The following is a 17,887-nucleotide window of genomic DNA, read 5'->3' on the forward strand; positions in this document are numbered from 1 at the left end:
TGATGCAGAGGCGTTTTGTTTCTGCGAGCGAAATATAAATTCCGCAATTAAGTCAACTATCGCCTAGAATTTTAACATCAAGAATTCATGCCTTCGGATAGCACATATCGTCAATGCGGCGAATGTGGTAGTGAAAGCTATAGGTAAAAGTAATGATAGATTCCAACCAATTGCAAATTAACCGCAAAGTGCCACATTTGCTTGCTGAGATCATTAAAGCGATAGAATCGACCGAAGACTTGAGCTTTTTGAAAGACTATCAAGAAGCACAGATTGCGAACATTTTGGAATCGGTCAACATTGCTTACCGTAAACGTGTCATAGAAGCAGTGCCGCCTGAGAAGTATTGGACGGTATTAAATTTGCTCCGATACGACACCGCCAAGCACATTCATCAATCACTCAATAAAGAATTACAACATGAACGCTTGGCGTACATAACGGATTCAGAACTGATCATATTTGCGGACTTTCTACCGACCGAATTTGTAGATGAATACCTTATTGATCAAAGTGAAGAGTCTGTCGCGCATATCCAACAAGCATTGTCGTATGAAGACAACAAAGTTGGACGTTATGCCGAGCCTCACTTTCTGGTCGCAAACCCTAAAAACAGCGTAGGAGGCATCAAAACCGAGCTGCTAAAACGCGGGCAAAGTCCAGTGCGGTTGATTATTGTGCGTGATGCAAGTGGTGTGATTGGTACGATAGAGCCGCAAACCCTGTTGCTGCACGAGAATCATATCAAACTTACCGACTTGACCGTAGTTACGCCAATCCTAGAAGATATTCAAACGATTCAAAGTGTCAGCAAACAAGTCTCGATTGATGGTGGAGCACATTGGTTTCCTATCATGGCTGGTGGCAAAATTATGGGCGTCTTGTCGATGGCGACCATCGCGATTACGTTGCGCGAACTCAGCCTACAAGCTGTAGTGGCAGAAAACGTACGAAGCGAAGAAGATTTGTTCACACCATTAAGCGTGGCGACAAGGCTAAGAGCACTTTGGCTGGTGATTAACTTGCTGACCGCTTTTGTTGCCTCTGCCATCATTGGTATTTTTGATAATGTGGTCGAGCAAGTCGTTGCGCTTGCGATCTTAATGCCTGTCGTGGCGAGCATGGGCGGCATCGCGGGTAGCCAAACCTTAGCGGTGGCCATTCGAGGTATCGCACTAAACCACTTGCACCAAAGTAACTTGAAGCTATTGGTGAATAAGGAATTAAAAATCGCCACCATTAATGGTTTAATTATGGGATTGGTGATCGCGGGTGTCGTTTACATGGTGTTTGACTCTTGGCCATTGGCACTTATTATTTGCTGTGCCATTTTCCTCAATAGTTTGGCGGCCGCGGCATCGGGTACGTTGATACCATTCACGTTGAAGAAGTTTAACATTGACCCCGCCGTGGCTGGCTCGGTAGTATTGACGACCGTTACCGATGTCGTCGGTTTCTTTGCGTTCTTAGGCTTAGGTGCCATTTTCTTGATATAGATATTCAATTGACGCGTTAACCATCAGAACCAATCGCATCACTTCCCAACCCATTATTTTGGGCGAGCTTGCTTCGCTCAGCATTCCTCCGTTTTCCATAACCGATGAACACGTCGTTTCGGTTCTTACTTTGTAAATCTCTTCACTGCTCAGTTCTATTCCCCAAATTTCCCACTACCGATCTCGCTTAACGTTAGCATGCCAAATTCCAATTTCAAACGCCAAATGATGCCAATTTTCTTGGCTGTACACGCATTACTTCACTCAAACAAAAAATAAGGAAAAGATTTTGAACAAACTCATCGTATTCACTGGTGGTCCTGGTGCAGGGAAAACTTCGGTAATCGAACAGCTAAAAACACAAGGCTTTATCTGCGCGCCAGAAACCGGCCGTCAAATAATACAAACGCAGGTTGCCAATCACGGTTCAGCATTACCTTGGAATGACAAACAAGCTTTTCGAGACGAAATGATGAAGGTAGAAGTGAGCAATTACCGAGCTTTCAATGTCCACCAAGGGAATGTGTTTTTTGATCGCAGTATTGTGGACGTATATGGCTACAGTAAGTTGGAACAACTGCCAATCTCGCATGAGCTCATCACGCATTGCCAGACGCTTCGTTATCATTCTCAAGTATTCATTTTTCCACCGTGGACGTCGATATTCAGCAACGACGAAGAGCGAAAGCAAGATTTTTCTGAAGCGGTGGCTACGTATCAACAGATGGTCAACGCTTATCACAAATTTGGTTATCAATTGATCGAAGTGCCCAAAATGTCAGTCGAAGACAGAGTAGCGTTTATTCGCGGCTCAATCATCGAATAAGGCTGAAAGATGATTGATGCAAACAAATGCGTAAGGCGATTGTGACCACGACGACAATATGCGTAAAGGGAGTTATTTATACTGGATAAAATTCAATAACTTAATTGAGTGTTATGTCTTTTAAATATCTTACCTTATTGCTCGCAACGACGAGCATGAGCAGCTTTGCTGATGTAGGCCTGCCTTCGGGGGATGATTGGTTAAACCATGTGACGAATGGCCTAGCCCCATATTGGATGATGGAAAGCGCGCATGGACAACCTGCGGGGAATTTTCCGACTTTTCGTTGTGATAACGGTGTCATTCTCGACCCACAAAAGCCGTGTGAAGAATTAAACAAAGAGTGGATTAGCCCGCACTTCGATCGCGAATACACCCGCATGAAATCGCGCCAAACTTACGCTTATGGCGTGCTTTTTCATCTTACGGGTGACAAGCAAGCATTAGAGCTGGCAAAGAAAGGGGCTTATTACCTGATTGATCATCTACAAGATGAGAAAAACGGCGGCTTTGTGAGCTTTACGCGTGGTGGAAAACCGGGGATGGAGTGGCAACAACGAACTTCTCAAGACCAAGCTTACGCCTTGGTGGGGTTGGCGATGTACTACTACTTGACGCAAGATCCAAAGGTTGAACAAGCGCTTATCGACCAGCAAGCGTTTATATTTAAACAATACCGACGAAGCGATGATCGCGGTCTGGCTTGGGTTTTGAAAGACGGTGATGGGGAAGGTGCGAAGCAGCAAGAGCTAGTCGCTCAACTTGACCAGATCAATGGCTATCTGTTGTTAACGGCGCCACTTTTACCACCGCCAGCGCAAGCCAAGTGGAAGCAAGATCTGCAATGGCTGACGCAAGTGATGATAGATAACTACCATTCCGTCAAAGAGCAGCGCTTTTATGGCGCGATACACCACAAAGCGGTAATGATGCCAGATGCGAAACACAATGATTTTGGACACACCATCAAGGCGTATTGGATGACGTATCTGACAGGTCAGTTGTTGGAAAATTCAAAGTGGACAGAGTTTGGTTTCAAAGGAATGAAACACACGCTTAAACAAGCGCAATACCAGCAAAACTTTGAGCAAGTCAAAGCGCTCTTCTCTCCAGAATGGCAGGGTAAATGGACGCAAGAGAGCATTCCTGCTTGGCAATCAAGACCGCACAAGCATTACAGCTCGTCTTGGGAATGGGCAGAGCTCGATCAAGCGGCAATGACAGTTTCCCTTATTGATGGTTCGATGAAAGAAACGCTTCAATACACGTTACCCACTTTTATGGACGTATGGGTGGATCATCAGTACGGAGGTGTTGGTCTGAATCCTAAATCAACCAAAGCGTTCCATTGGGGAAATGGTTACCACCAGTTTGAACATGCGTTGGTCGGGTATTTGTACGCGCAACAAATGGCAAAACAGCCCGCCAAGCTTTACTACGCGCGACCAGCAGAGAGCAAAATGCCACTTAATCCATATTACTTTAGCGCAGACGTAAAATCGTTGTCGTCACAAAGTGATGGAGTCACCATCGCGACATTCACCAATATTCGACCTTAGGTTGGTCGATGGTGATGTGTTGGTTAAAGTCCGCGTAAAAGCCAATAAAATCCTCCGACAGCAAGTGCGACTATTAGCTATCTAGGTCTGTCACTAGATAAGCTTCAAGCAATAATGGTGTAGGTAATGCCCACGGGGCGCTTACAAAAAGCCGTCAGAACCACTGGCTTTGACGGCTTTTTATTCTATGACAGGTAGAGGCTTCAATTTTCAGCGCGATAGGTCCATGAAAACTTAAGTGAGATTCCAATCACGTCGCATAATCTCACTAGTGTCATTGGAAATAAATGAATTGTTTCTGATACATAGAACGTATTAACATGGTTGCACTGGGCCCATATGAGTAAACTTATTGAATATACAATTTGAGAGAGAGGGGTTAGTTTTAAAAAATAACAGTTAGTTGGAATCTAGGTTAAATGAAAATAAAACTATTTAAAAAGCTACAAGTTGTATTTCTTGTGGTGTCAGCATCTTTAATGGTGGGGTGTTCGTCTATAGATGCGCATGCTGGTGGCGGATACGGAAAGCCGTTTTCAGGCACCGCGTTATCAGTCGCACGACAACCTTGCTATTTAAGAGCTGATATTACTTCTATCGCGTTATACCCACTATCATTGATTGACATTCCTTTGTCGTTAGCAACGGACGTTGTGTTTCTTCCTGTTGATTTAGTCATGGTAGTTACGCCAACAACGAGTTATGGCGGTGTTGTTTCTCTAGGTTGTCCAAGCGGAAGCATGATCTAAAACGCTTATTTTATTCAAATAAATGGAAGGAAATGAAAGTGGAATTAAAAAATAACTATTCAGAATCAGAAATAAACCAGCCACCATCGGTACTTCTTGTTACGTCTCTGTTGTGTCTGGCGTCCGTTTGTTGGGCTGCATTGCTGTTGGCCATTGAATATATTGTTGGGATAGAAATGAGTGGTACAGGCTTTCTTAGCACGTTAATCCCAGCCATGAGTGTTGGTTATTACTTCGGCTACAAGACTGGAGATGTAATGCCATCAAAAACAAGATGGTATGCTGTTTTACTGTGGACTTTAGCAAGTTTGGTAGTGTTCTCTCTTATCTTAATGTCGTTAGATATTTCTCCGTTTTATTTATTATCTGAGCTCGGTGGGGTAAGTATTTTTATTGCTATCATAATGCTAATAACGATTGGCATCGCCTACTTAATTTTAAAAAGTGGTGAGAAAATGGCGATTAGAGTATTACTCAAAGCCAAGGAAAGTCAGTAGATAAAATACAACAAACGATTCAATTAGGATCATGACAAGACGCCAGCCATAATGTGCTGGCGTTTTAGTTTCCTGTTTGTAGGATTTTTTGTTTAAAAGGCAAACCCATTTATTGTGTTGTCGTTTGAGTTAATGGTTTATGCCTTGTGCGCAAGATAGCTTAGCAGGTTTATGTATCGAGAAACGTGTGTATAATTCTCCACGAATTACGATTTATAGATATGAAAGGTAAGTATGGCAGTCCTCGAAATTCTCTCCATTCCAGACCCAAGGCTTAAAGTAAAAGCAGAAAAAGTCACTGATGTATCGACAGTACAAACGCTGATAGACGATATGCTAGAAACACTTTACGCAACGGGCAATGGTATCGGTTTAGCTTCAACCCAAGTAGGCAGAAAAGAGGCGGTTGTTGTCATCGATATCTCTGACGAACGCAATGATCCTTTAATCTTAGTCAATCCAGAAGTGGTGAGCGGAGAAAACAAAGCACTTGGTCAAGAAGGGTGCCTATCTGTTCCTGAGTACTACGCAGATGTAGAGCGTTACACGTCAGTTGTTGTTTCTGCACTAGACCGTGATGGCAACCCGATTACAATTGAGAGCGGTGAGTTCTTGGCGATTGTGATGCAGCACGAAATTGACCACCTATCGGGTAACTTGTTTATTGATTACCTTTCACCGCTGAAGCAAAAAATGGCGATGAAAAAAGTGAAGAAGTACGTAAAATCGCAAGCTAAGTAATATGAAAGGAAGTAACTCACAACCGCGAGTTACTTCCTTGTAAATCAAGAATAGGACGGTAGGGAGAGCGGTTTATCTCTGCTTTTGGGGGACATAACGCTTTACGACCTTCATAAGCTTCTGAAATGAAGAACAGTCCATATGTGACTCATGAGGGCAGGTGGCAACATGGTTTAGGCTGTCTCGCACCGCTTTCAAACGTTTTATTTGCTCATCAATCTCAAGTGCCTTTTTCGTTAGTAAGTCACGATCGATATATGGCTTTGAAACTTCTGATTGATTCAACATTTCTGCCATTTCGTTAAGCGATATTCCAGCGATACGCCCCAAACTAATTAAATTGAGTGTATTGAGTACCTCTGGTGAATATTGGCGTCTCAATCCATTCCTTCCTATCGAGCGAATTAACCCCAGCTGTTCGTAGTACCTGAGCGTTGAAGTCGGCAATCCTGATTTTCTAACCACTTCTGCAATATCCATATTATTCCCCATTGACTTCAAGTTGGCTTTAAGTTGTAGCATGCAACTAAGACCTTAACAAATCAAAAACTTGAGGAGAGAAAAATGCTGCTTTTAATGGGATTGCAAGCGGTGCTAATAGGGATTGGTGCCACTTTGATAATGGATTTATGGGCATGGTTACAAAGGAGAGTGTTTGGTATTCCTTCATTAAACTATGCGTTGGTTGCGCGCTGGGTTTTGTACATGCCCCAAGGAAAGCTTATGCATGCGCCAATTATGGCGTCAGAGGCGATGCCGGGAGAAAAGTCACTTGGCTGGTTTTTGCATTATGCCATCGGCGTTACTTTCGCTTTGGCTCACGTTACTGTTTTTGGTCATCATTGGTTGGTAGAGCCCAGTCTAATGCCCAGCTTAATTACAGGCGTGGTAACGTTGATCTTCCCATTTTTGGTCATTCAACCTTGTCTAGGATTTGGTTTTGCTGCGAGTAAAACCCCAACACCTTGGAAAGCCCGTTTTCTTAGCACATTGGCGCATTTGGGTTATGGTTTGGGTTTATTCATAGCCGGGTTTGCAATCAAAGTTACGAGCCAGTATTTTGCATAGAGAACATGAGCATCATGCAAACGAGTGGTTTTTATCTATGATGCTCAACTCTTGGTTGTTTTTTGCGCTTTGATCATAGTTGACCGATATGTCTAAAGTCTGTTGCATTTATCCAAGATGTAAAGTCGGCGGATATTTAACATTGCCTTAACGTCAGAATGGCAAGCGGTTTACCAAGAAAAACTAAAATTATCTGGTTTGACATAAAGAATATTAAGGGTTTCAGATGGCTTCAAAAGTGGCAGGGATATCAATACTGAGTTTATTGGCAGCGCCAGTTGCGATGGGAGAAACAGCCAGTGCTTATGATTTATGTTTGCTAGACAAAATAAAGCAAAGCAAAGGTGAGGAAACCATAAAGAGCATTCGCGCGCAGTGTGAGCTTGACACAGTAACCAGCACAGTGCCCGCTGATCCGGAAATTGAAGAGCCTGAAGAACTTCAGGAAAGTTTGGTCGACAAGCGTTTGGAATCAGAACGAGAAAACGCGTTCGAACCGTTTAGTCTGGTCGCGCATCGCGTTAACTATATTCTTCCGTTTACGTACAGTGATCGAGTAAATAAACGCGCGTATGCTGACACCAAATACGGCGATGAACTGCGTAAGGAAGAGGCGGAGTTCCAAATCAGTTTTAAAGTACCAATGAACTATGATGACTTGTTATTTGATGGCGATGGTCTGTTTTTTGGAATGACTCTTAAATCATTTTGGCAGGTATACACGGGTGCAGCATCTCGTCCATTCCGTGAAACCAATTATCGTCCAGAGCTTTTTTACTACACCCCAACAGACTGGAAACCACTTGATGGTTCGACTTGGTTAGGTTTTGGTATTGAACATGAGTCTAACGGTCAGAGACAGGAGCTATCGCGCAGTTGGAACCGTGTCTATGCCAACGTAACCTTTGCAAAAGACAATTTTGCGGTTTCTATCCAGCCTTGGTGGCGTATACCTGAAGATGAAAAGACATCGCCTAATGATCCCAAAGGTGATGATAACCCGGATATCGAAGACTATATGGGACACTTTGAGCTATCGAGTGCTTACAAGTGGAATGGTTACGAGTTTACCTTTTTAGGTCGCCAGAACTTTCAAACACATAAGGGTTTTGCAGAACTGGGTGTGTCATTTCCGATTTGGGGCAAAGTTCAGGGGTACGCACAATACTCAGCGGGTTATGGTAAGAGCTTGATCGACTATGATCATAATCAGCAGCGGATTGGTGTTGGTATTGCAATCAACGGTGTTTTGTAGTTTTTCGTAGATGGATAGAAATTAACACTGGCAATTGAAATTTCAATATTTAGAATGCGAGGCTGAAATTGATTTCTAACCTAGAGTGATTTTATGCTTCGTGATTACACCTTCGATTGTCTTGTAACTATGCCTCGCCATGAGCTGGAAGAGTTTAGTGCTCGTATGATCAGTAAAATGGTGCCAGAAGACGTGATGAATGAGCTGTTCACTTTTGATCAAGAAGAAGTGGATAGTGAAGACCGCATGTTGTCTGCACGTCTTGATGCAATGCTACGCATGACAGCAATCGCACTGAGTGAAATTCAACAAGCGTTTGATGACTCAGACAACGCAAAGCAAAATAGCGAGCGAATGACGCGATTGGTGCTTTGGCATTTCTACGCGATCTCATTCCGTTTGGAAGAGGCCATCACGCTAGAAACACACTGTGCTCTAGTGGAAAAACTAATCGAAAATGCACCTTCGGATGTTTTTGCGTGGGTAAAAACATTGACGGAGCTGCTGCACACTTACGCTGAAATCAACGCGAAAGAGAATCCTCAAGACTAAACACCTGTCGTTTATCGTTCAGTAAATTAGAAACAAGGCGAGCCATTTGGTTCGCCTTGTTTTTTCGCGTCAGATAAACCTTCGGGTTTGAAATAACAAACAAGCCTAGACTCAGATTTGTTCGTTCACTAGCGAACGGCGTGATTCCTTCTTACACTAAATCAAGGTGTTTGTTGCTAAACAAGCAAATGCATGACTAAGTCGTGTATTGTTTTCCACTTAAATGCGGATAATTTATGTCGAAGAACCTTCTGGTTTTTAAATTGGAACCGACTATTGAGCGTGTACGCTTTCCAGCTGAGCTTCATCTATCTAAAGGAAGTGAACGATGGATCCGTTAACGCAAGGTTTATTGGGTGCAGCTTTGCCACTGGCGGTGAGCAACAAGCGAAACCTTGCAGTTGTTGGCGTGTTGGGCGTGGTCTCTGGGATGGCTCCGGATTTAGATGTGCTAATCCGTTCTTCAACTGATCCTTTGCTGTATTTGGAATACCATCGCCAATTTACTCACTCGCTCTTGTTTATCCCGTTTGGTAGTTTCATTTGTGCTTTGTTGTTGTATCCATTGTTCGCAAAAAAGCGAGGACTAAGCTTCCGGCAGAGTTGGTTTTACTGCGCGCTTGGTTATAGTACCCATGCGTTATTAGACGCATGCACCAGTTATGGAACACAGCTTCTATGGCCGATAAGCAACACGCGTTATGCTTGGAACACTATTTCGGTAATCGACCCCGCGTTCACACTCCCTATTTTAATATTGCTTTTGTTTGTTGCACTGAAGCGAAGCCCAAACTATGCCCGCATTGCATTTTTATGGTGCCTGGCTTACCTAAGTCTTGGAACGATACAACGAGATAGAGCAGAAGTAGTTGGTTGGGAAATCGTCAAAGAGCGACAACACAACGCTATACAATTAAAAGCCAAACCAAGTTTCAGCAATCTTTTGGTTTGGAAACTAATTTATGAAACGGAAGAGAGCTACTATGTAGATGCCGTAAGGGTGGGGCGTTCAATAAAAATTTACCCTGGCGAATCAACTCCAAAGTTAAATATAAAAGAGCAATTTCCGTGGCTAAACCCGCAATCGCAACAAGCAAAAGACATCGAACGTTTCCGTTGGTTTTCAAACGGTTTTGTAGCGACGGATCCGAATAATGAAATGCGAATTGTTGATATGCGTTATTCCATCGTACCAAACCAAATTAATGCGTTATGGGGCATCAATCTATCCCCAAAAGCCAGCGCAGACGCGCACGTTGAATACACTGCTCATCGAGGAAGTACTGCAGAAGAGCGCCAAGTTTTTTTCAACATGCTTACGGATTTTGAGTGATGGTTTTACTTTGGATGTCGATGCGGTTTCGTAATAACTATTACGCAGACTGAAAGTCCTTTACTAGGGTCGGCTTGCTAGCGAAGAAAATCTTGCCAAACAGGGACTTGTACTTCCAGCCAAGAGACAAAAGCCGTTTAGCTAAGTTCTTGTTTTCAATGATTGCAACCTCAACACCTTGGTAGTGGTAAGGATTGCTTTTGATGTAGTCGATAAATGCAGTAAGCACGCCTTGCCCGCGAACGGAGGGTGCAAAGTTGACTGCTACAATAGAAAAGCGTTGGCTACCTGCTGGGCAACGGACTAAACAGTGCCCAAGAGGATGAGTAATAGTCTCAGAAAATTCAGGAAAAGGGCGAGACTCAAGCTCTTGAGAAAGCGCATCGTATCGCTGACATAGATAAGAAAATAGTTGTTTCGCTTCGCTGTTCATATCGGTGCCGCTTTTGTGTTGCTTGGTTTGAAGGCATTGATGTCTCAAACATTGTAACCATAGATAGCAACACAAAACGCGGTAAACTTTTTCAGTAATGATTTCCTATTTTTGAAACCTGAATTGTTACAAATGAAGTTGATTGGGTTTTATATGGTAGTTGTGAACGAGTATTTCTAGTTGAAGGGAGAATACGCTGGTTACTGGATTCTTACTGGAATTCCTTTGTTAAAAGGCGAGCTGCTTGGTTTAATGCCGCTCGTTTAACTGCGAGTGGCATCTTTTGTATTTCGTCACCTTGTACAGCGACGATGGGACATGATGTGGGATCTTCTATCCTAGCTCTTCATGGTCTAAATTATCTCATTAACCACTCAGAGCTAGATTCTTAGTCTCGCCAAGGCTCGCTGGACTGACACAAAAACATCGTTAAACTCCTGTTATTAAATTATTTGGTCCGCCTTTGCTTACTTTTGAACGCTTAACTAGGCGTTACTCCAAGTGCTTAAATTGCAATGCCACAAGTCGCTGATACAACTCACAGCTTTGCATTAATGATTGGTGGTTACCGACATCGACTAACTCGCCATTGTCGAGCACCGCAATTTTATCCGCATGTTGGATAGTCGAAAGACGATGAGCAATAATCAGCGTTGTGCGTCCTTTCATTAGAGCTTCAAGTGCTTGTTGAACGTGATGTTCACTTTCACTATCAAGGGCGCTGGTAGCTTCGTCTAGCAGTAAGATTTTTGGATCTTTTAGAATCGCGCGAGCAATCGCAATGCGCTGCTTTTGTCCGCCCGATAGCCTAACGCCGCGCTCCCCTAAAAAGCTGTGATAGCCTTCGGGAAGCTTCTCAATAAACTCATGGGCATGGGCTTTTTTCGCGGCTTCGATAACTTGTTCATCCGTCGCTTCAGGATTACCGTAGCGAATATTATGGAAAACATCATGGCTAAACAGCGCTGGTTGTTGTGGTACGAGCGCCATTTGACGTCGAAGTTCGTTTGGGTCGAACTGTCGAATATCTTCACCACCAAACAACACTTGCCCTTTTTGCGGATCATAAAAGCGTTGCAGCAGTTCGAATAGTGTTGTTTTACCGGCACCAGAAGGGCCGACCAACGCCAACACTTTTCCTTGTTCAGCAGTTAGATTTAATTCTTTGATTGCTGGTTGATTTGGTCGAGAAGGGTAGTTGAAACTCACCGAATTAAAGTTAACCTCAGCAGGCATGTCGGAACGGACAGGCAAATAGTTGCTTGGCGCTTTAATATCACTGTCTACTTGAAGGATCTCAATCAGCCGTTCGGTAGCACCTGCGGCTCTTTGCAATTCACCCATGACTTCGGAAATGGTTGCAGTCGATGAGGCAACCATAATGGCATAAAACACAAATGCGGCTAGGTCACCCGCAGACATTTTTCCGTGAATCACATCGCTGCCGCCTATCCAAAGCATGCCTGAAATCGCGCTGAACACAATCACAATAACGCCTGATATCAGGATCGCGCGCTGTTTTACTCTCTGTCTGCCTACTTCATAAGCTTTTTCCACCTCGACAGCGAAAGCCGCTCGTTCATGCGACTCTGAGCTAAAACTTTGCACGGTTTTAATATGTTCTATCGCTTCTCCAGCGTAGCTTCCGACATCGGCCATTGAGTCCTGACTTTGGCGAGAGAGAGCACGCACGCGTCGTCCATAAAACAAAATTGGCACCAAAACCAAAGGCACAGAAGCAAGCACAATCAGCGTGAGCTTAACGTTGGTAGCGAATAACATAATGATGGCACCAAAACACATCAAAGCGCTACGCATCGCCATCGAGAACGATGAACCAATAATGCTTTGCAGCAATGTGGTATCGGTAGTCAGGCGCGACATTATGTCGCCACTACTGTTAGTCTCAAAATAGCTCGGATGCAGCGTAATCACATGGTTAAACACCGCAAGGCGAATATCCGCACTAACGCGCTCACCTACGGAAGAGACAAGGTAAAAGCGAAAGAAAGTCCCAATGGCAATACACAATGTGACACCGACAATAAACTGAATCGCATTGGTAAGCTCTTGCAATGATTGCTGAGCAAAGCCTTGGTCGATAAGTATGCGTACTCCATAGCCAACGGATAACGTCAAACTTGCTGTCGCGACAAGGGCAACCAAGGCCGCCGCAACCCGCCATTTATACGGTGCAATAAAGGTGTTGAGTTTAAGAAGAATGCTGAGATTTTTGTTATTTTTTCTGCTCATGAGTGACTCACAAAGCGTTTTAGGTACCTGGCATAGTAAGCCAGTTTGGTTGATGAGACCAGCGAACTACCGCTTTCGGATCAGGAAGTTGAGGAGTTTGATAGAGTAAACATTACTCTATCTGTTTACTTTTAAGTAATCACTTAAGTCACATTGACTACTTACGGAATCCCCATGGGATTGAAATTCAAACTTTCTGATGGGGTTGGTGGCTTCGCAGTTTAAATTAGACATATTTACTCTTTCCTTCATACCGATGACATGATGCCTGAAAATTCCTTTCCAAATAACAACCTTTTGATTGGCAACGGTTGTGGTCACTTCTACACTGCATATTGTTTGAAATAGGCCATCGAAAATACTTAGAACTTTGTTCCTTTTTCTGAAAACAGGATCAAACTTGAATTCCCCATTTGTATTCGTGGTGAAGCTACGTTCGAAAGATCGATTTTCTGACCGAATGTTAAGTACTACATTTGCATTCTTTATGGGAGTATCGTTCTTCGTAATACGTCCTTTTATGCTTGGTGTAAACTCTTGAGCTTCCTTACCAAAAAATAAAAAGCCAACAGCAAAAACAGAAATCAGTACGAGTATGAGTAAAGCTGCAAACTGTTCTAAGAACAGAAAAACATTGTTGATCATCGCTTACAAATCAGTAGTCAGTGAATACACCTCAAATTGTTGCGTATTGTCTCGAGTGACTATAGCGAGTATCTAAATCGGTGAGACATAATTCACGATTTTTTTAGAAGTTTTGGAGGATAGAGTGACCCAGGCGATCTTTGTTTTGAATAAGAAGCACTGCGATATTGACAGATATAACCAATATCGCATGTATATCGAAAATCACTTAAACGTCGAAGAGACTAGAATCAGCTTTTAGTTCGGAGGGGGTTACGCACGGCTTTTGGCGAGTAGCAGGTCGACTTTTCCTTTGGCTGTTTTACTAACTGTTTGCATCAACTGAAAACTTGGTTTTTCGACGCCTGAGTTTTCTATCCCTTCGACCATTAAGAGCCAAAGCTTGGCTGTCATTTGCGCATCGGCTAGTGCACGGTGGAAAACACCGTCGTTGTCGATATTTTTATAGCGAACAAGTTCACCTAGCTTATGTGATGGGGCTTCTTGAATGAGCCGTCTTGCTACCAGTAAGGAGCAAGCAAACTCACCCGAATAACCACAGTTGATTCGTTCAAGCTCTGCATCTAAAAATCGTTTATCGAAGGACGCGTTGTGAGCGACAAGGTTCTCGCCAGCAATGAACTCACTAAATGACGCCATTACCTCTTCGCAGCTTGGTGCCGATCGCAACATATTGTTGGTAATGCCGGTGTAGTTCTCAATGAAAGAACTCACTCTGAAACCGGGGTTCATGAGTTGCTGAAAACTATCGACAACCTCGCCATTGACTAACTTTACTGCACCAATTTCTATTGCGCGATCACCTAAAGTAGGAGAGAGAGCTGTGGTTTCAAAGTCGAGTACGACCACAGAGTTTGCTTGAGGCATAAAATTTTCCAGCTGAGTAATATTGCGCAAGAGTATTATCGAAAGCGACAGAAAAAGAAAGGCGAACACAATGGTGAATATCTGTCTATCTTTACTCCACAAAGTCAGTGTTCGTCGTCCACTGTTTATGGACAGGTACGTTCTGGCTTACCCATCGCGGCTTGTGCGGTAGCCTTATATTTCAAATGTTTTTCGGCTTTTCGATTCATTTCAGTTAAGCATTAACTTTCGATACAACATACTGATTATAAATTGATTTTATAAATCAACTTCGGCATCATTTACGGCTTGATTTTGAGGATGAATATCATCACGGCAAAAAATTAGAACAACTTATAATGCGAGGCTAGGGAACGATGGAAACAATAAGAAATCACTATTTAGATATACCTGAAGAAAGAAAATTGCGTATTTTTCGTGAAGAAGACGAAAATTTTTACAGCTTCTGGGAAAGGATGCTTGATGAAAAACAATTTTTTTATAAGCAACCTCTTAAAAGAATGAAAGGCGATGCTTGGGATTCGCTTGAGGCATTCTTCACTGCTTCAGAATACGGACAACATCAGGCCTCGCCAGCTTATATAAAAAGGGCGCTTGAGTTACTGAATAACGTGTACTTGCTGGCCAATCATTCAGACCAAGTGGTTGAATTCTCCGTTGGGCACCGACACTTTTCGGAAGTGGGTAACCGTTCTGTTGCAGAAGGAACAATGGATGGATGGTTGGATGAAATCTGTTTAGCGATGGCCGCGAGAGATTGGCGCTGCGTAGAGCTGATGACCATCATGGATGAGTCGTTAGTGCGTTTAAAAGATCCTTTTGATGTTGCACTGGTCGAGTTCGTTAAAGGTGTATTTAGTAATTCATCAGCGCTACCTGCGTTATTGCAAACTGTGATGGAGAAATCCTCCCCGCAATATTTAGAATCAACCAGGGTGCCATATGTACATTCTTTGTTTATTCCTTTTGTGAATGTGTTTGTTGCCATTATCGATGGCGATGAGTCACATTATCAAGAAGCACTGAGAGATGCGTTAGAGGCGCATTACCAGTTCTACATGAATGAAGATGTTCGTTATTCGCCAAAAGGAAATGTTTCTCTGAAACTGACTGGTCTTGCTGCATTAGCATACGATAAGTATGGCTGGACGATTCCAGAAGCCGCATATTTACCGAAATGGCTTGTTTACGGTGAGCATGATCTTCGTTCTGCGTAAATCACTCTTAAGTTAAATCTATGTCCAATCGGAGGTTCAGCATGGAAGCATAAGCAGAAAATGCATCGCGAAAATGCAGTTTACGCCTCCGTTTTAACAAGTTACATTGTTGAAACTTTGATTCAAAGGACAGAACAATGAGTGCCCACCTAAAACAGCTTTGTCATACCCATCTCTCCGGTAATAAAGAAGATTCTCCAGCCGAACACTTTGCGAAAATGGCGAAGTGGTGCGGAGAAAACAACGTTAATCACGATGTCTACGGCGATGGAGAAACGATTCAAGCGTTCGAGCAAAAGGTTGCCGATCTGCTGGGTTACGAGGCAGGGCTTTTTGTTGTAACAGGAACGATGACGCAACCAACGGTGCTTGAAATTGTCACAAGACAAAAGCGTAATCCTATTGTCGCCATGCACGCATCTAGCCATATTCCGGTGCATGAAAAACAAGGTTATCAGCTTCAACATCGCTTTAGTATTTTGCCAGTAGGGAACCCTTATCAAACATGGAAGCTTGAGGATCTCACTGCGTGGCCGGATGAAATCGCAGCCGTTCTTTATGAACTCCCAATGCGAGAAATTGGCGGTCAGCTACCTTCATGGCAAGAACTAGAAGAAATTAAAACGTACTGCGCCGAAAATGACATTCATCTCCACATGGATGGCGCAAGACTATGGGAAACCGCAGCTTACTATCAGAAAGAATACCGCGAGATCGCCGCTAGTTTTGATACGACCTATGTTTCACTTTACAAAGGCATCAACGGCATGGGCGGCTCTATGCTGCTTGGCTCAAAGGCGTTCATTGAACTGGCCTCAATGTGGATGAAGCGCCAAGGTGGCAACCTGTATCACAGAACACCTTATGTGGTGTCTGCGGCGATGCAGTTTGATGAAAGGTTGGCACAAATGCCAGCTCTGTTTGAGCGAACAAAGCAGATCTACAAGATCATTAAAGAGTTCCCAACTTTGGCGGTAAGACCAACCCAGCCTCAAGCAAACATGTTGCACCTTATCCTGCCATTTAGCTGCGAAGAGTTGAAAGAACTCCAATACACGTTTGCCACGGAAAAGGGCATTTGGTTTGGTAACCCGCAAGTCACGGCACATCCAAATCAATCGATCATTGAATGGTATGTTGGTGACTACCTGCTCAATCTTGGTGATGACGAATTAAGGTCGTTTTTCAATCAGTTACTCGGTAATAAGGCATAAACTTATCAATATGCGAGCTTACTAACACGCCATACGTGGCACTTCATGTATTCTTAATTGAAGCGAAGAAGAGGATTTATCAATGTCAAAAAGCTCCAAACTTCACAATGAAGACAAACTGGTTAAGAAGGCACTAGAGATTGGTGGGAAGATGGCGAAGCTACAAGGTTTTGACCTTCCTCAGTCACCACAACCTCTAAGAGTAAAAGCGATTTACCTATTCTTGGTCGATGCAAAACAGATCACGCCATTGCCGGAAAGCAAGCTAGACGGCGCAAGCATCAAACACCGACTGGCAGTATGGATACACAGTGCGTTGCCAGACAACGACCCTCTAAAGTAGAAAACCTCAACAAGTCACACAGGTTATTAATTAGCAAGGCGAGCCAAATGGTTCGCCTTGTTTGATCTTGGCGAGAGCACCGAGGTCTTTTTGCGTGGCGGTATCATTGATTTACAAAACAAAATCAAAAGGACTAAAGATAAATCCCGAGAAGCGCTACAATGCAGGTGTTGCGAGAGTGCAACCAAGATTACTCATTTACAGAAGCCTTGAAGTAACCATACATGTCTAAAGATTTCGAATTCACTACAGAATACATACTCGACAAACCTTTCTTTGCTGAGTGTTATGATCAAACTAGCCAGCCAACGAAGTTCCCACAAGCGTACCTAAAAGGGATGCTGTTTCTTATCTTTGGTGTGGTTTTATTGGAGTTTGAACTGCTACCTAACGGTTATGTCGGTTGGTTCTTTATCGTATTGAGTGTGATTGAAGCGTGCAGCGTTTACTTCAAAAGAACTTGGTGGCTGTGGCGTCAAACCATCAGCTCAAGTCGCGGCAGTAAAGTGGTGTTTGAAGTGAATGCAGATGGCGTACGCTACAAAAGCGGTAAAGTTGACCGCAGCCTCGCTTGGAATGATATCAACCAACTCGAACAAACTGATTTGGGCTTTATCCTTCACCTTGGTAAACAACGCCAATACATCAGCAAATCTTGCTTAAATGAAGAAGCGATCACGTTTATGGTAGATCGGCACGCGGCATCAAAAGCGAGTGACCCGTCCTGATATGGGTTGACACTTTTAACTAAAACGCTCGATGTACTTCATCGGGCGTTTTGTATTTTAAAGCCGTATGAGGCCTCATTTGATTATAGATATCTACGGACTCTGCTACCA

At 43.4% G+C, this 17,887-nt stretch carries 20 protein-coding genes; 14 read left to right on the forward strand and 6 right to left on the reverse strand.

Features of this window, described 5'->3' with window-relative positions:
• The first annotated feature begins 152 nt into the window (after positions 1–152).
• From IQP38_RS20985 to def, 6 genes are all read left to right on the forward strand, one after another.
• Positions 153–1,496 carry a magnesium transporter gene (locus tag IQP38_RS20985; protein WP_170890121.1) on the forward strand — a complete coding sequence of 448 codons (1,344 nt, stop codon included), beginning with the start codon at positions 153–155 and terminating at the stop codon, positions 1,494–1,496.
• Positions 1,497–1,785: 289 nt separating this feature from the next.
• Positions 1,786–2,322 (forward strand): AAA family ATPase, encoded by a 537-nt coding sequence (locus IQP38_RS20990; protein ID WP_171342917.1) that lies wholly within the window; start codon positions 1,786–1,788, stop codon positions 2,320–2,322.
• 113 nt (positions 2,323–2,435) lie between these two features.
• A complete protein-coding gene (locus tag IQP38_RS20995; protein ID WP_193837986.1) occupies positions 2,436–3,881 on the forward strand; it encodes an N-acylglucosamine 2-epimerase in 1,446 nt (481 codons plus the stop codon).
• Positions 3,882–4,300: 419 nt separating this feature from the next.
• A complete protein-coding gene (locus tag IQP38_RS21000; protein WP_017820979.1) occupies positions 4,301–4,630 on the forward strand; it encodes a YceK/YidQ family lipoprotein in 330 nt (109 codons plus the stop codon).
• A gap of 32 nt (positions 4,631–4,662) precedes the next feature.
• Positions 4,663–5,127: an ABZJ_00895 family protein gene (locus IQP38_RS21005; RefSeq protein ID WP_017635325.1), complete on the forward strand. Its 465-nt coding sequence runs from the start codon at positions 4,663–4,665 to the stop codon at positions 5,125–5,127.
• A gap of 234 nt (positions 5,128–5,361) precedes the next feature.
• Entirely contained in the window at positions 5,362–5,868 is a 507-nt protein-coding gene (def, locus tag IQP38_RS21010) for a peptide deformylase (RefSeq protein WP_054576019.1), read from the forward strand.
• Between the two features lie 72 nt (positions 5,869–5,940).
• On the opposite strand, the gene IQP38_RS21015 is transcribed toward def, so the two are convergent.
• Positions 5,941–6,348 (reverse strand): helix-turn-helix domain-containing protein, encoded by a 408-nt coding sequence (locus IQP38_RS21015; protein WP_031778925.1) that lies wholly within the window; start codon positions 6,346–6,348, stop codon positions 5,941–5,943.
• Positions 6,349–6,432: 84 nt separating this feature from the next.
• On the opposite strand from IQP38_RS21015, the gene IQP38_RS21020 reads away from it, so the two are divergent.
• The 4 genes from IQP38_RS21020 (at position 6,433) to IQP38_RS21035 (ending at position 10,076) form a co-directional block, all read left to right on the forward strand.
• Positions 6,433–6,936: a DUF2938 domain-containing protein gene (locus IQP38_RS21020; protein ID WP_005376471.1), complete on the forward strand. Its 504-nt coding sequence runs from the start codon at positions 6,433–6,435 to the stop codon at positions 6,934–6,936.
• 226 nt (positions 6,937–7,162) lie between these two features.
• Positions 7,163–8,191: a phospholipase A gene (locus IQP38_RS21025; RefSeq protein WP_005376466.1), complete on the forward strand. Its 1,029-nt coding sequence runs from the start codon at positions 7,163–7,165 to the stop codon at positions 8,189–8,191.
• Between the two features lie 93 nt (positions 8,192–8,284).
• Positions 8,285–8,743: a hypothetical protein gene (locus IQP38_RS21030; protein WP_005388759.1), complete on the forward strand. Its 459-nt coding sequence runs from the start codon at positions 8,285–8,287 to the stop codon at positions 8,741–8,743.
• A 328-nt stretch (positions 8,744–9,071) separates the two neighbouring features.
• Positions 9,072–10,076 carry a metal-dependent hydrolase gene (locus tag IQP38_RS21035; protein ID WP_193837987.1) on the forward strand — a complete coding sequence of 335 codons (1,005 nt, stop codon included), beginning with the start codon at positions 9,072–9,074 and terminating at the stop codon, positions 10,074–10,076.
• Between the two features lie 40 nt (positions 10,077–10,116).
• Here the strand turns inward: IQP38_RS21035 and IQP38_RS21040 are convergent, their stop codons facing one another.
• The 4 genes from IQP38_RS21040 to IQP38_RS21055 all read right to left on the reverse strand — a co-directional run bounded on the left by IQP38_RS21040 (position 10,117) and on the right by IQP38_RS21055 (position 14,274).
• Positions 10,117–10,509 (reverse strand): hypothetical protein, encoded by a 393-nt coding sequence (locus IQP38_RS21040; RefSeq protein WP_005376463.1) that lies wholly within the window; start codon positions 10,507–10,509, stop codon positions 10,117–10,119.
• Between the two features lie 492 nt (positions 10,510–11,001).
• A complete protein-coding gene (locus tag IQP38_RS21045) occupies positions 11,002–12,762 on the reverse strand; it encodes an ABC transporter ATP-binding protein/permease (protein WP_005388762.1) in 1,761 nt (586 codons plus the stop codon).
• A 117-nt stretch (positions 12,763–12,879) separates the two neighbouring features.
• On the reverse strand, positions 12,880–13,407 hold the full coding sequence (locus IQP38_RS21050) for a DUF6795 domain-containing protein (RefSeq protein ID WP_193837988.1): 528 nt from the start codon (positions 13,405–13,407) through the stop codon (positions 12,880–12,882).
• Between the two features lie 252 nt (positions 13,408–13,659).
• Positions 13,660–14,274, reverse strand: coding sequence for a PolC-type DNA polymerase III (locus IQP38_RS21055; RefSeq protein ID WP_193837989.1), 615 nt, complete (start codon positions 14,272–14,274; stop codon positions 13,660–13,662).
• A gap of 356 nt (positions 14,275–14,630) precedes the next feature.
• Between IQP38_RS21055 and IQP38_RS21060 the strand changes: the two genes are divergently transcribed.
• From IQP38_RS21060 to IQP38_RS21075, 4 genes are all read left to right on the forward strand, one after another.
• On the forward strand, positions 14,631–15,491 hold the full coding sequence (locus IQP38_RS21060; RefSeq protein ID WP_193837990.1) for an immunity 49 family protein: 861 nt from the start codon (positions 14,631–14,633) through the stop codon (positions 15,489–15,491).
• Between the two features lie 137 nt (positions 15,492–15,628).
• Positions 15,629–16,705: a threonine aldolase family protein gene (locus tag IQP38_RS21065; RefSeq protein WP_193837991.1), complete on the forward strand. Its 1,077-nt coding sequence runs from the start codon at positions 15,629–15,631 to the stop codon at positions 16,703–16,705.
• A gap of 82 nt (positions 16,706–16,787) precedes the next feature.
• Entirely contained in the window at positions 16,788–17,048 is a 261-nt protein-coding gene (locus IQP38_RS21070) for a DUF5062 family protein (RefSeq protein WP_005376453.1), read from the forward strand.
• 224 nt (positions 17,049–17,272) lie between these two features.
• Positions 17,273–17,776, forward strand: a complete 504-nt coding sequence (locus IQP38_RS21075) for a YcxB family protein (RefSeq protein WP_193837992.1) — start codon at positions 17,273–17,275, stop codon at positions 17,774–17,776.
• A gap of 19 nt (positions 17,777–17,795) precedes the next feature.
• Here IQP38_RS21075 and IQP38_RS21080 read toward each other — a convergent pair.
• On the reverse strand, positions 17,796–17,887 hold a 92-nt coding region (locus IQP38_RS21080), incomplete at its 5' end, for an integrase core domain-containing protein (RefSeq protein WP_138939205.1).

Origin of the sequence: Vibrio sp. OPT41 (assembly GCF_015163595.1) — a bacterium.
Classification (GTDB): Bacteria; Pseudomonadota; Gammaproteobacteria; order Enterobacterales; family Vibrionaceae; genus Vibrio; species Vibrio alginolyticus.